We start from the raw sequence: 13636 nt of genomic DNA, 5'->3' as shown, positions 1-13636 counted from the left end.
TGGTTATATGTCAAGATAACCCTTTAACTTTATCAATGTCCAATATTCTCCATTCTTACATACTATACTCTCTTTCTACCTTGCATATACGGACATGATAATCTTCATACCACCGCGCTTTTCCTTGGTCCTGTGCAAGCTTATGTGCAGAATTTTCCTTCCACTGCTTTATCGCTTCTAGAGAATCCCAATAAGAAACTGTTATTCCTAAGCTTGAATCACGTGCACTTTCCACCCCAATAAAGCCAGCCTGCTTTTCAGCCAGCTCCTCCATTTTCTCTGCCATTTTTCCATAACCCTTATCACCAGCTGTTCTTTTTGATGTGAAAATAACTGCATAATATTCCTTTTTGCTTTCCACCAAAATTCCCCCTTTATTCGTTTCTACTTTTTTTATTTCGCCAATCTGATCCATAACTCCTTGATATTCTTTATTCAGCTTCCTCCACTATATAAAAAAGCATAGGACTTTGCTAATCCTATGCCAATGAACTGCCTTTGCGCTGCATATAAAATTCAAGTGTCCCCATTTCTTCATTCGCCAGTTCTTCCATCTCTTCTAGATCTTGTCTTGTTACATATGGATCTTTCGAATTCCATTTTACAAATTTTATAAAGTAGTAGTTTTTAATTGGATATAGAATAACCCTTGAATGGGCAAATTTATCATAAATAAATTCCATACTACCTTTTTTTCGATAAGAGTAGGATTTTATTTCCACTTTCCCACCTGCTTTCGCTGAATAAGACTGTTAATTTTACTATTCCCGTCTCTATTTATGCAAAAACCAACTGCTTTCAATTATTTAATATCCTATTTTCTTTAACACTGTGCTATAATTACAAAAAATTCAACTGAATAGTTACAACATAAGGAGATCTAATCATTATGGAAGAAAAAGGATGTTTTGACATAAAGGTGAATCGCTCCTCTAAAACGATTGATATGCTGATAGAAGGAACTTTTGACCCAGCAACTGTTGCAGAATTCGCAAGTGATTACCGGAATAAAGTTGCTAATCTTTCTATTGCTAATGCCAAGCAATTTAAATTAATCATTGACTGCAAAAACATGGATGTTCTCACACAGGAAATGATGCCATATATGGAAAACTCATTTAGACTTTATCAGGAATTAGGCTTTGTTAGTATGATCATCATTATTCCAAGAAGCCCTGTATTAAAAATGCAGCTAAATCGTATGGCAAAAAGAACAAGCTTTCCAAATGCTATCATTGTCGAAATATAAGATTAATAGGGAAATAGTGTCTTCCTTTATTTATAACAAGTCTTGCTGTAAAAACAAGGCTTATTAACCATATTTTTAAAAATAGACATATTTCCCAGCTTTTTCCCCTATCATATCCCCTTCTAAACCTCCATAAAAATAAGAAATTAGACCCATTATATCGGAATCATCGCGTATTGATTTTTCTAAATATTTCATCTAATATAGTAAAGTAATTTTATTTGAAAAAATCTGAATTATCATTCTTTGGAGGTTTCGTCTTATGGGATTCATCGAGAAAATAAGCAGCTTTGCAGGAAAAACATTTACATTATGGGTTTTGGTCTTTGCGGCAGTTGCGTATATTATGCCAGAGCATTTTGTTTGGATTGGCGATTATATCGTGCCACTCTTAGGTATTGTTATGTTCGGTATGGGCCTTACCCTTGAATTATCTGATTTTAAAGAAGTATTTACACGTCCTAAGGATGTTGCATTAGGGGTTATCGGTCACTTTGTGATTATGCCACTTCTTGCATTTTTGTTGGCAGTCGGCTTAAACCTGCCAAGTGAAATTGCCGTTGGGGTCATTTTGGTTGGCTGCTGTCCAAGTGGTACAGCATCTAATGTGATGGTTTTTCTTGCGAGAGGAAATGTCGCACTAGCTGTTGCCATAGCGTCTGTTTCTACTATTTTGGCACCAATTGTAACACCGCTACTCATCCTTTTGTTTGCTAGCAAATGGATTCAAATCAGTGTAGGGTCTTTATTCCTTTCGATTGTACAAGTTGTTATTATTCCACTAGTGCTTGGATTTATCGTGAAACGCTTCTTTGGAAAACAAGCAAAAGCTGGTGCAAAGGCAATGCCTCTAGTTTCTGTTATTGCAATTGTTTTAATTGTTGCTGCAGTTGTGGCTGGAAGTGCAGATAGACTTGCAGAAACTGGTCTATTAATCTTTGGAGTTGTCATTCTTCATAATGTTCTTGGCTTTTTAATCGGGTTTTTCTTTGCACGACTATGTGGTATGGACCTTGCAAAGCAAAAGGCTGTTGCCATGGAGGTCGGCATGCAAAATTCAGGATTAGGTGTTGCCATTGCCACAGCACACTTCTCCCCACTTGCGGCCGTTCCTAGTGCTATTTTCAGTGTTTGGCATAATTTATCAGGTTCTGTTCTTGCCAACATTTTCAGCCGCATGAAGGATAAAACAAAAACAGATTCGTCTGTTAATAATAAGCTGCATGTTTAATAGGATGATGGGGGATAGGAAAATACTCCTATATGATCTTTAAATTAAGAATATAAATAGATGTAAGTACTAGTTCGTTTCATTGCACTATAGTCACTCGCTTTCCACGGGGAGGTATGGAGCCTCCTCGTCTTCGCCTGCGGGAGCTCATCCTTTCCTCTATTTCCCTTAGTAGTCGAGTGGCCTCCGCTCCATTCCACTAGGATTTTTAAATATTGCATTAAAACCGAAAACTCCAAAAAAAAAACCGAACTACTCAATAAAAAAATACCAAAGTCAAAAACTCCTTTGTATATGAGCGCTTACTAAAATAGAAGCATCTGTTACACTGCCCATTTATATCCACTGATAATATATGAATATTCTAAATACATCTTTTATTTCAATTTCCGTATGATACTATTATATGCATAGGAAAAACACACTCACATTGTTATCAGAAGGGAAGTATAATTAATGATAATCAAGATTGACGACTTACGCGGTCCTGAAATTGCCGCACTGCTTGAGGACCATCTCTATAGTATGACACTTCATTCTCCGCCTGAAAGTATTCATGCCCTTGACTTAGAGGGACTTCGCAAGCCTGAAATAACGTTTTGGAGCGCATGGGAAAATGATGAGCTTTTAGGCTGTGGGGCATTAAAGGAATTGGATAAAAATCATGCTGAAGTGAAGTCTGTGAAAACTGCGTCTGCACACTTGCGCAAAGGAGTTGCACAACAGATTATGCTGCATATTCTAGAAGTCGCTAAAACAAGAGGCTATACACGCTTAAGTTTAGAAACTGGGTCAATGGAGGCCTTTTTGCCAGCAAGAAAATTATATGAAGCACTAGGCTTCACTTATTGCAGTCCATTTGCAGGTTACATAGAGGATGATAACAGCATGTTTATGACAAAATCATTATAATCGCAAAAATCAGCTAGATCATGGTAAAAGAACTAGCCGATTCCTTGTTAAAGGACACTCTCCTCTATTCCTTCGATCTCCAGCCTTGTCCAATGTTTTTGCCAAGCTTTTTTTATTACTCTATTTTCATAAATGATTCTTTTATTTGTTTTTTCATAATAGTGAGTTGGCCTAACTTTAAGGGATACAGCATCTGTCACTTCCCATGGTGCTGCTAAAACAAGGCTGCCATCTTCAGCAAGCTTCACTCCTAATGCCGTTGCTCTTTCAGGGAAATGAGCAATACCATCGACCGCAGATGTATAAGGCGAAAAGCCACTAAGCGTATGCATTCTAGCTTGATTTTTGACAGACCAAGGTAAAAGTGAATGCTGATTTAGCCTTTTCTCCAGTTGCTTTTCTTCTTCTTCCTCGATATTATTCGCATCATAGTAGATAACATCAATGTCTGGTAGTGGCGTCCTATCTGAATATTGATGAACCTTATCCCAAATTTTCGAACGGACAAAGCCCGCACTTATCCACCAGTCAGGCAAATCAAGCTTTTGGACAATTTGCAGTATGTTCATCATCCATTCATCTTCTTTTATCCATTTCATGATTTCCTGTTCTGTTTTATCCATAAGAAAACACCTCCTTGTTTTACCAATTCTTCCATCTTAATCGTATCAACCACTCCTATAATTTGTAAATATTCAACTTGTTATTATTATAAAAAAAACACCTCCACTAAATTAGAGCAAAGACTAATAAGCGGGGTGTTTAGTTAAAGTATTGCCTCAAATTTAGCCATGGAAATGGGCTTGGAAAAATAATAGCCTTGTGCCTGATCACAGCCAAGCTGAATCAGCTTTTTCACCTGTGCTTCTGTTTCAACACCTTCTGCGATTATTTCTAACTTTAAATTTTTTGCCATGGAAATGATGGCTGACACAACCTCTATATTGCCTTCAATCTGGTCGATGAAGGATTTGTCAATTTTAATACAGTCGACTCGAAGCTTATGAAGATAAGAAAGGGAACTATAGCCAGTACCAAAATCATCCATGCTGATGCTGATGCCCAATTCACTTATTTTCTTTAATGTTTGATTGACTACAAGTTCATTTTTCATGACGATTCGCTCAGTAATTTCAAGCTCAATGACGCTTCCATCAATCTTAAATTTCTGCAAATGTTCGGCAATAAACGTTATAAAATCCTCTCTTAGTAAGGTTACAATCGATATATTAATAGAAATTCGTCCAATGTTTTTACCAGCTTTATTCCACCTATGTATGTGCTTGCATACTTCTGTAAACACATATTTTTCAAGCTTGACAATCAGACCGCTTTCTTCAGCCAACGGGATAAATTCATTAGGAGGAATAAAGCCTTTTTTATTATGCTTCCACCTAATTAATGCTTCTGCACCTATAATATCCCCGCTTTCGATTTGGTATTTTGGCTGATAGTGAACAAATAGTTCTTGGTATTCCATCGCTTTACGCAAATCACTTTCCAAACCGACTTTATGATTTGCATGAAGAGACATATCGTTATTAAATTCCTTGTACCCATTTGCACCAGCTTCCTTCATCTGATACATGGCGATATCTGCATATTTCACGAGATCGTCCACATCTGTTGTGTGCTCGGGAAATCTGCTGATACCTACACTTGCTGTCAAAATAATCTCATACCCGTCAATAAGAATGGGTTGCCTGAATACTTGGTTAATAGATTGAGCGATGGACTTATATAAGTCCCTTTTATCCAAATCATCTGGAATAATGATAAGGAATTCGTCTCCGCCAAACCTTGCAACCTTCCCTTTATCGAGCACTAAACTGTCTAATCTTCGCGCAATTTTCTGCAGCAAACTGTCACCGAAGGAATGGCCCAGTGTGTCATTAATGCTTTTGAAACGGTCAAAATCGAGCAGCATAAGTGTAAATGGGATTTTGTTTTTGATATATTCATTCATCGTCATTTTGGCAACCCGTCTATTAGAAAGCTGGGTAAGATCATCATGAAAAGCAAGATGTTTAATTTGCTCTTCTGACTTTTTCTTTTCTGTAATATCCTCCACTAATGCAAAAACGCCGATAAATTTATCATTTGTAATAATTCGAACAGCAGTAATATAAACATCCTTTTTACTATTATTTTTCATTGTAATTTCTGTTTCGAACTTATGTACCATTTTTTTATTATAACCAGCTAAATAAGCGTCCATTTTATTTTTGTCAATATTAGAAAAGATCTCAAAAGCATCCTTGCCAAGCAATTCTTTCTCCTCCAATTCAAGGAGTTTAGTGCCTTCGGAATTAACACTATTAATTGCTCCGTGCAAATCAATACCAATAACTGCCACAGGATTATGCTCAAATAATGTTGTATAAAAATTTGCCTTTGTACTCAAAATAGTGTCACCTAAAAAATATGGTAGCAGCATTAAGAGGAAATTGGCTCCGATTGTTAGTATAAAAGGAATGAAAATTTCATAGTCACTATACATGTATCCTAAATTAAATTTCAAAATCGATATTAAAACAATATAGGGAATATTCGCTAGTGAGACCCCTGCAAGAATAACACCAATATACTCCCATTTTTTCGAAGCTCCTTGAAATATATCATCACTTGTTATTTGAATTAAAAACCTGAATACAGAAAAGGACGAACCTAGTGTCAGCAAGAAGGTAGTCACATAAAGAATGAGATTAAATTTAATATGCTGACTGAATAGCAACGCAAAACCAAATGTATCTGATGCTATTAAACATACAGCCAAAATTAGACTCCCCCATAAATAATGGGTTTCCTTCACTGCTCTCGATTGTGAGAGGGAGAGAATGACTAAAGAACCGATAAAGCAAAACATAAAGATGATGAAAAAGTATAATGAAAAATCCTTTGACGAATACGGCAGTGGGACCATATAAGAAATAAGAATAAATGTAATCCAAAAAGAAAACCCTAGCAACAGAGAACCGCCAATAAGAATGGAGGTTTTGTTGTTTCCATCCATTCTTAGCTTCTTGCTGATCCATAGCCCTATTGCACAGCTTATTACAGACATTATCGGAATTAAGATCATATATTGTGTATGAAAGTGATCGATGATGTGTTGAAAAAGCAATAACATGACCTCCTGAGTAGTAAAGCTTGCTTGTTTAGAAAACAAGTCTATGATTCTATAATAAACCAAATGAGACTTTAATCATAAGACTATACTACTATTTTAACATGAAGTTAACAAATAAAATCGTAGTCCACCTAAAAAAACTGAACCCATTGGCAAATAGGCTCAGCTTACAAAAATTTTATTTAGGATAAGTCATTTCTTTCGGTTGGATGTAGCTGTCGAATTCTTCTTCTGTTAACAGCTCTAATGCTAATGCTGCCTGTTTTAAGGTTGAATTATCGGCAAATGCTTTTTTGGCAATTTTTGCTGCATTTTCATAGCCTATATGTGGATTTAAGGCAGTCACAAGCATTAAGGACTCATTTAGATTTTTGTCTATTTTTTCTAAATTAGGCTCGATTCCAATTGCACAGCGGTCATTGAAGGATAAGATGCTGTCGGCAAGCAGGCGGGCTGATTGCAGGAAATTATAAGCGATGACTGGCTTAAATACATTCAGTTCGAAATTCCCCTGACTTGCAGCAAACCCAATTGCTGCATCATTCCCCATCACTTGCACTGCCACCATTGTTACTGCCTCACTTTGCGTTGGGTTTACCTTTCCAGGCATGATAGAGCTTCCTGGCTCATTCTCAGGAATATTGATTTCACCAATGCCGCATCTTGGTCCACTTGCAAGCCAGCGGACATCATTGGCAATTTTCATCATATCTGCTGCTAATCCCTTCAACGCTCCATGTGCAAACGTTATTTCATCATGACTTGTTAATGCATGAAATTTGTTTTTAGCAGAAGAAAATTGTTTATTTGTGAATTCTGTTAATTTCTGACAAACTCGCTCTGAAAATTCCGGATGAGCATTTAACCCGGTTCCAACTGCTGTACCTCCAATTGCGAGCTCTCGTAAGAAAGGTAAACTTGCTGTAATCATGCTTTCTGATTTTTCAAGCATTCGGTGCCAGCCGCTGATTTCCTGCCCTAATGTTAGCGGTGTCGCATCCTGTAAATGGGTGCGGCCGATTTTAACAATGTCAGAAAATGCTTCCACCTTTTCCGCGAAGGTTTGCTTAAGCTTAGTAATAGCAGGTAGTACAACATCTTCTAGCTGTACAACTGCTGCAATATGTAGAGCTGTTGGATATGTATCATTGGAGCTTTGTGATTTGTTAACATCATCATTCGGATGTAGGCGGGTTTCTGTTCCCTTTTCAGCAAGCCATTTATTCCCTGCAAATGCAATTACTTCATTTACGTTCATATTTGACTGTGTGCCACTGCCTGTTTGCCAAACAACAAGAGGAAAATGCTCATTTAGACTGCCAGTGAGTATTTGATCAGCACCAAAGCAAAGCGCTTCCGTTTTTTCAGTTGATAAAAGCCCGAGTTCATTGTTAACAATAGCCGCGCTTTTTTTCAAAATAGCAAAAGCATGAATGATTTCAACTGGCATCTTTTCTTCACCAATAGGAAAATTTTCCTTGCTTCGCTGTGTTTGTGCACCCCAATAACTAGTAGCTGGGACTTTAATTTCTCCTATCGTATCCTTCTCTAAACGGTATTCCATTGACATTCCATCCTCTCTTTAAAAAAATTGTCTGTCTACCTACTATTATAAACGCTGATGACTGAATTTTCATATTTAATCTCTTAAAGAGGTTGTTTATGTTTTTTACAAATTTTGTATCCAATTAGTGACGAAAGGAAATACTTATACTAAGTAAAAGCTTTATTAAAAGAGGTAATTGCATGAGAATAATCCCAGCCCTATTTTCCATCATCATGCCTGGCTTTGGTCAAATCTACAATCGAGAATTAGTTAAAGGTATTATCTTTGTTATCTTAGAACATTTTGATAATATGCTTGGTAGAATCAATCAAGCGATAGCCCTTGACATTAATGGCTTTCACCAACAAGCAATAGACGCAACCAATTTTGAAGTAATGCTTTTTTATCCTGGCTTTTATGTGTATGCAGTATGGGATTCTTGGTTTTATGCACGCGAGGGGGGAGACAAGGCTAAAACCGCTATCCCTTTTATTATTGCAGGCTTTTTGGGAGAAATAGCTTCATTACTTGCCCCCAAAATTCCTTACCCTACACTCACTATCGGGATGTTGATGATTGTGCCGATGTTAATCGGTATGTATGTTTTTCGTGATCAATGATAATCTTCTTTCTATTTATTTCTGTGTAAGAGCTTCAATATGTTGAAATATATAAAAATTTTTTGACACCCTTTTGCCGCCATTTAAAAAGCCTTATCGCCCACCATAGTGAAGGACAATAAGGCTTTTGACTATCTTCTTTCTATAACAAACTCAAATTCTATGTCTTCACTCGCATTAAGCAAATGTTCTTTATGAACAGGTGCACCCCAACTGTCGTCACCACCGACGCCCATCTGCCTGCCTGCGATTGTTGCCACAGTATAATGAATGTTTGGAAGCTCATACACATGCTGTGCATTTTCAAGCTCAAATGCATTATATGGAGAAAAATTACATTCTAGCGGTTTATTTACGTACGAGATATTGATGCCATGGCCGTGCTCGTTCGTTACAGATACAGACCTGACGCCTGTGCGATTTCCTGATTCCTGTGGCATTACATAGCCTGATAAGTTATCAGATACCTTTTGGTGGAAACGGCTTAGTTTGGCACCCGTTGCTCTATCGGAATAATTCTCTTCAGGTCCAAGAGCATACCAATGGGTCTGGCTGTATTCGGCTGGAAGCTTGAAGGACAAGGCAAATATCGGCAGCTGCGGCAATTTGTCAGCACCTTTATACACTGACTTCACATGAATACTTCCATTAGCCAAAACCGTATATATCACCTTCACTTCTATGTCTTCATGGACAGAAAAAGCATATGTGAAGGCAACACTAGTTTGACTGCTGCTTTCTTCCACCTGAATGTCCGTGCATTGCCTTGCAAGGCTTGCAGCATACCATAATCCAGAATGATAGCTTTGTGAATACCCTCTGTCATTATCTGTTGTTGCCCTCCAAAATAATGGAGCAGGAGGCATGGAAATCATTTCTTTACCTGCATAAGACAAGGATACTAGACTGCCAGATTGCTTGGAAAACATAACCGTAAAGTCCTTGCCATGTACACCAATATTAACATCACCATGGACTGTTTTTATTTCTCCTAGTGGTTGTGTTAGTTGTTTTTCCCCTATTTCATAAATATATTGCCCAAATGCAATTTCATAACCTGCATCAGCCCACAGTGTTTTCTCCTGCAAAACGAATGATGCCTGAATACAGTATTCACCTGGCGCTTCTGTAAGATTGGCAGGAAACGATATTGCGACATAACTAGAGCTTTGTGGCTGAACGGAAGCAGTCAATTTTTTCGTACTTATTTCATTTCCATTCAAAAACAGCTTATATAATAAGTGATAGTTTTCCGTATTAGTAAACAGGCTTTCATTTTTTATCAAGACTCCATTTTGATCTGGAACAAGTTTGAAATCTTGGTACAGGAATTTCACTTCCTGCATTTTTGGTGATACTTTACGATCAGCATAAACAATGCCATTTGTGCAAAAACCGTAGTCTGTTGGCCTGTCATCGAAATCCCCGCCATAAGCCAAATATTCCTTGCCAAACCGGTCCTTTTTATAGAGGGACTGATCAATATAATCCCAAATAAACCCGCCTTGGTACATTGGATATTTTTGCTCTAATTCTGTGTATTTGTACATGCCTCCAAGGGAATTTCCCATTGCATGCATATATTCACAGCTGATATAGGGCTTTTCTGGATTGTCTGTCAAGTATTTCTCAATATGCTCAGGCTTTGCATACATGCGGCTTTCCATATCACTTGCAGCATCGTATTGACGATTATGGAACACACCTTCATAGTGGACAAGCCTGCTTGCATCTTTGCTTCTGAAATAATTGGCAACATTTAAGATTACTTCGCCGGCATATGATTCATTTCCGCAGGACCAAATTAGAATCGATGGATGATTTTTATCACGTTCTACCATGGAAATCGCCCTGTCCATTACAATGTCTTGCCACTCTGGCTTATTACCTGGAATATTCCAGGAAGGTTCAACTGCCCCCATCTTTTGCCATGAGCCATGTGTTTCTAAATTCATCTCGTCAATAACATAAACACCATATTCATCACATAATTCATACCATAAGCTTTGGTTTGGATAGTGGGAGGTGCGGACTGCATTGATGTTATGCTCTTTTAATGTTTTAATGTCCCAGAGCATATCTTCCTTTGTTATCGCTCTTCCGTGTCTTGGATTAAACTCGTGGCGATTAACTCCTTTAAATACAATTCGTTCCCCATTCAATCGCATCACTTTATCTTTCAGCTCAAAATGTCTAAAGCCCAGTTTCTGCGGAACAACCTCAATGAGCTCGCCAGATTCATCAAAGACACTAACATATAAAGTGTATAAATGAGGATTTTCGGCGCTCCAAAGTTCTGGATTTTCCACTTCCATTTGAATTGTCCAATTGTTATTTTGCTCGGTTCCAGCTGCTGAAGATATTGTTTTTCCATTCTTGTCCGTAAGCTCTGCAACTACTTTAGACACAGCTTTTCCTTCAAGCTTCACATCTGCTGCCAAACTACCTAATGTATAGGTGTCGTTCAATTCTGGACGGACGTGAATATCTGCAACATGGATGGTTGGTACAGAATAAAGGTAGACATCGCGGAAAATCCCTGAAAATCTCCAGAAATCCTGATCCTCCAGCCAGCTTCCTGTACTGCGCTGATACACCTCTACTGCAAGCTTATTTTCTCCATCTGTTAAATACGGTGTCAACTCAAATTCAGCAGGTGTGAAGGAGTCTTCACTATAGCCGACAAATGAGCCATTCAGCCATACGAAAAACGCAGATTCTACCCCTTGAAAGGAAATATAAAGTGGTGATGCTTCCAAGTTTGCAGGCACTGTAAAGTATTTAACATAGCTTCCTACTGGATTGTGGTCTGTCGGAATTTCCGGCGGACGGATATCATGATGGCCGTCCCAAGGATACATCGTATTCACATATTGGGGCTTCCCATATCCTTGCAGCTGAATATGGCCAGGCACAGATATATAATCCCAGCCTGAACAATCAAAATCTTGTTTATAAAATTCGCTTGGCCTTAAACTAGGATTTACTGCATAATGAAACTTCCAATCTCCGTTTAAAGAACTGCGGAGCTTCATCGGAGCTTGAGCTGTTGCCTCTTCTTTTGTTTCATAGTATAAGTGGTCCGAATGTGCTTTAAGACGGTTAACTGCGAACACACTAACATCCTCGAGCCAATCTGTTGTCGGAATAATTTTTGGCATTTTTTTAACTCCTTCCATTTTTTACTACTTCACTGATCCCATCATGCCCGCAACAAAATGCTTTTGCATAATGAAGAAGATAAATGCTGCTGGTAATGTTGCAATGACAATTGCTGTCATGATAACACCGAAATCTGGAGAGTAACTTGATCCAAGAACAGAAATCAATAACGGCACTGTCTGGTTTTCTGGTGACTGTAATACGACCAATGGCCATAAATAACTGTTCCAGCTTGCCATGAATGTAATAATCGCAGCCGCCGCATACGTCGTTTTCATCGTTGGTACATAAATTCGGAAAAAACAACCTAATTCAGTTAAACCATCAATTCGGCCAGCCTCCAAAATATCCTTTGGAAACATCTTTGTGCTTTGACGGAAGAAAAAAATCAAGAAGGCTGTTGTTACTGTTGGCAATATAACAGCCGCCGCTGTGTCAATTCCTATATATGGTGCAGTTTGTGAAATCATGCCAAACATTCTGAATAAGGGAACCATCAATGCTGCAAACGGAATCATCATCGACAATAAAAGAATATTAAAGACCATGTCCTTCATTTTGCTTCGATAAACCTCAAATCCATAGCCTGCCAGCGATGCAATGAGCAGGGAAAGCACTGTTGTAATGATGGATATTTTGCCAGAATTAATTAATGCAGGAACAATTTCTACTGTTTCAAGCAAACTGTTTAAATTATCCATAAAATGACTTCCTGGCAACAGTCGTCCCTGTGTGACGTCGACTGACTTATTTGTGGAACTGACAATCATCCACAAAAATGGGAACACAGAAACAATGGATGCAATTGTTAAAAAACCATAGCTGAATACTTTCTTAATCATTTTTATCACCTGCCACTTTAAACTGGATGATAGAGAAAATTACAATCATAATCACAATCGCATACGAGACGGTCGCTGCATAACCAAAGTCTGGAGTATATTTAAATGAAAGGTTATAAATATACTGGGAAATCGACATCGTGGCATTCCCCGGGCCGCCCTGTGTAATATTCATGACCTCATCAAACAGCTGGAGTGTACCAATTGTGGAGGTAATGGAAGTGAATAAAATAATAGGCTTAAGCATCGGAATAGTAATTTTGAAAAAGGTTTGGATACTTGATGCCCCATCCATTTTTGCTGCTTCGTAAATGGATTGGTCGACATTTTGCAATGCAGATAAATAGAAAATCATATTGTAGCCAGTCCAGCGCCAAGTTATGGCGGTAATAATGGCGATTTTTGCCCAAAAAGGATCTGTCAGCCATTGAATCGGCTCTGAAATAATGGAGACCTTCAACAAAAATAGATTAATAATGCCGTCAAGTCCAAATAAATACTTAAAAATAACAGAATAAGCAACTAATGATGTGACACACGGTAGAAAAATAGCTGTTCGGAAAACACCTTTAAACTTTAATGTTTTATCATTTAATAAAACCGAGATGAATAATGCCAGCAAAATCATCACTGGAACTTGAATAATGAGATAAATAACTGTATTTTTTACTGTTGTCAAAAAGGTCGGGTCCTTCAGTAAGCGTGCATAATTATCAAAGCCGACAAAAGTTAAATTTGTGCCTGTTCCTGATTGCAATGACAAAATAAATGCTTGAACCATTGGATAAAAATAAAACAAGCAAATCATTGCAGATGCAATCGTAATAAAAGACCAGCCTATTGCCGTGTTTTTTGTTCGCAGGCTTCTTGACGTTTTTACTGGCTGGAGACCCTGATTGGTTTTTGCTGGAATCACAACTCAACACTCCTTGCATCTAGTTGAT

The 13636-nt window shown here is 37.9% G+C and carries 12 protein-coding genes; 4 read left to right on the top strand and 8 right to left on the bottom strand.

The genetic code is table 11. From position 1 onward, the window contains the following. Nucleotides 1-55 precede the first annotated feature (55 nt). Nucleotides 56-415 carry an antibiotic biosynthesis monooxygenase family protein gene (locus NQZ71_RS10390; RefSeq protein ID WP_317010553.1) on the bottom strand — a complete coding sequence of 120 codons (360 nt, stop codon included), beginning with the start codon at nt 413-415 and terminating at the stop codon, nt 56-58. 64 nt (nt 416-479) lie between these two features. Further along, complete coding sequence (locus NQZ71_RS10385) at nt 480-722, bottom strand: hypothetical protein (RefSeq protein ID WP_144453194.1); 243 nt, start codon at nt 720-722, stop codon at nt 480-482. 167 nt (nt 723-889) lie between these two features. Between NQZ71_RS10385 and NQZ71_RS10380 the strand changes: the two genes are divergently transcribed. From NQZ71_RS10380 to NQZ71_RS10370, 3 genes are all read left to right on the top strand, one after another. After that, a complete protein-coding gene (locus tag NQZ71_RS10380) occupies nt 890-1249 on the top strand; it encodes a hypothetical protein (RefSeq protein WP_275007897.1) in 360 nt (119 codons plus the stop codon). 262 nt (nt 1250-1511) lie between these two features. Continuing rightward, entirely contained in the window at nt 1512-2480 is a 969-nt protein-coding gene (locus NQZ71_RS10375) for a bile acid:sodium symporter family protein (protein ID WP_144453190.1), read from the top strand. Nucleotides 2481-2936: 456 nt separating this feature from the next. Next, entirely contained in the window at nt 2937-3392 is a 456-nt protein-coding gene (locus NQZ71_RS10370) for a GNAT family N-acetyltransferase (RefSeq protein ID WP_260054548.1), read from the top strand. Between the two features lie 47 nt (nt 3393-3439). Here the strand turns inward: NQZ71_RS10370 and NQZ71_RS10365 are convergent, their stop codons facing one another. The 3 genes from NQZ71_RS10365 to fumC form a co-directional block, all read right to left on the bottom strand. After that, a complete protein-coding gene (locus tag NQZ71_RS10365; RefSeq protein WP_317010552.1) occupies nt 3440-4015 on the bottom strand; it encodes a nucleotidyltransferase family protein in 576 nt (191 codons plus the stop codon). Between the two features lie 143 nt (nt 4016-4158). Beyond that, nucleotides 4159-6516: a sensor domain-containing protein gene (locus NQZ71_RS10360; RefSeq protein WP_317010551.1), complete on the bottom strand. Its 2358-nt coding sequence runs from the start codon at nt 6514-6516 to the stop codon at nt 4159-4161. A gap of 184 nt (nt 6517-6700) precedes the next feature. Beyond that, nucleotides 6701-8086: a class II fumarate hydratase gene (gene fumC / locus NQZ71_RS10355; protein WP_144453183.1), complete on the bottom strand. Its 1386-nt coding sequence runs from the start codon at nt 8084-8086 to the stop codon at nt 6701-6703. A gap of 182 nt (nt 8087-8268) precedes the next feature. Here fumC and NQZ71_RS10350 point away from each other — a divergent pair, with 182 nt between their 5' ends. Next, nucleotides 8269-8688: a hypothetical protein gene (locus tag NQZ71_RS10350; protein WP_260054546.1), complete on the top strand. Its 420-nt coding sequence runs from the start codon at nt 8269-8271 to the stop codon at nt 8686-8688. Nucleotides 8689-8819: 131 nt separating this feature from the next. On the opposite strand, the gene NQZ71_RS10345 is transcribed toward NQZ71_RS10350, so the two are convergent. The 3 genes from NQZ71_RS10345 to NQZ71_RS10335 are packed head-to-tail and all read right to left on the bottom strand — an operon-like array spanning nt 8820 to nt 13500. Beyond that, complete coding sequence (locus NQZ71_RS10345) at nt 8820-11849, bottom strand: beta-galactosidase, LacZ type (RefSeq protein ID WP_275007906.1); 3030 nt, start codon at nt 11847-11849, stop codon at nt 8820-8822. Nucleotides 11850-11873: 24 nt separating this feature from the next. After that, on the bottom strand, nt 11874-12692 hold the full coding sequence (locus tag NQZ71_RS10340; RefSeq protein WP_375545224.1) for a carbohydrate ABC transporter permease: 819 nt from the start codon (nt 12690-12692) through the stop codon (nt 11874-11876). Further along, complete coding sequence (locus NQZ71_RS10335) at nt 12685-13500, bottom strand: carbohydrate ABC transporter permease (RefSeq protein ID WP_144453415.1); 816 nt, start codon at nt 13498-13500, stop codon at nt 12685-12687. Before NQZ71_RS10335 ends, NQZ71_RS10340 begins: the two co-directional genes overlap by 8 nt. Nucleotides 13501-13636 lie beyond the last annotated feature (136 nt).

This window comes from Niallia taxi (assembly GCF_032818155.1).
Taxonomy (GTDB): domain Bacteria; phylum Bacillota; class Bacilli; order Bacillales; family Cytobacillaceae; genus Niallia; species Niallia taxi_A.
The sequence above is the reverse complement of the archived record's forward strand: the minus strand, read 5'-3'. Positions and strand labels throughout refer to the sequence as shown.

What these genes read in the sequence shown, in the direction of transcription:
- NQZ71_RS10390 (WP_317010553.1), bottom strand. Translation starts at nt 415, where the DNA reads ATGGATCAGATTGGCGAAATAAAAAAAGTAGAAACGAATAAAGGGGGA.
- NQZ71_RS10380 (WP_275007897.1), top strand. Translation starts at nt 890, where the DNA reads ATGGAAGAAAAAGGATGTTTTGACATAAAGGTGAATCGCTCCTCTAAA.
- NQZ71_RS10375 (WP_144453190.1), top strand. Translation starts at nt 1,512, where the DNA reads ATGGGATTCATCGAGAAAATAAGCAGCTTTGCAGGAAAAACATTTACA.
- NQZ71_RS10370 (WP_260054548.1), top strand. Translation starts at nt 2,937, where the DNA reads ATGATAATCAAGATTGACGACTTACGCGGTCCTGAAATTGCCGCACTG.
- NQZ71_RS10365 (WP_317010552.1), bottom strand. Translation starts at nt 4,015, where the DNA reads ATGGATAAAACAGAACAGGAAATCATGAAATGGATAAAAGAAGATGAA.
- fumC (WP_144453183.1), bottom strand. Translation starts at nt 8,086, where the DNA reads ATGGAATACCGTTTAGAGAAGGATACGATAGGAGAAATTAAAGTCCCA.
- NQZ71_RS10350 (WP_260054546.1), top strand. Translation starts at nt 8,269, where the DNA reads ATGAGAATAATCCCAGCCCTATTTTCCATCATCATGCCTGGCTTTGGT.
- NQZ71_RS10345 (WP_275007906.1), bottom strand. Translation starts at nt 11,849, where the DNA reads ATGCCAAAAATTATTCCGACAACAGATTGGCTCGAGGATGTTAGTGTG.
- NQZ71_RS10340 (WP_375545224.1), bottom strand. Translation starts at nt 12,692, where the DNA reads ATGATTAAGAAAGTATTCAGCTATGGTTTTTTAACAATTGCATCCATT.
- NQZ71_RS10335 (WP_144453415.1), bottom strand. Translation starts at nt 13,500, where the DNA reads ATGATTTGCTTGTTTTATTTTTATCCAATGGTTCAAGCATTTATTTTG.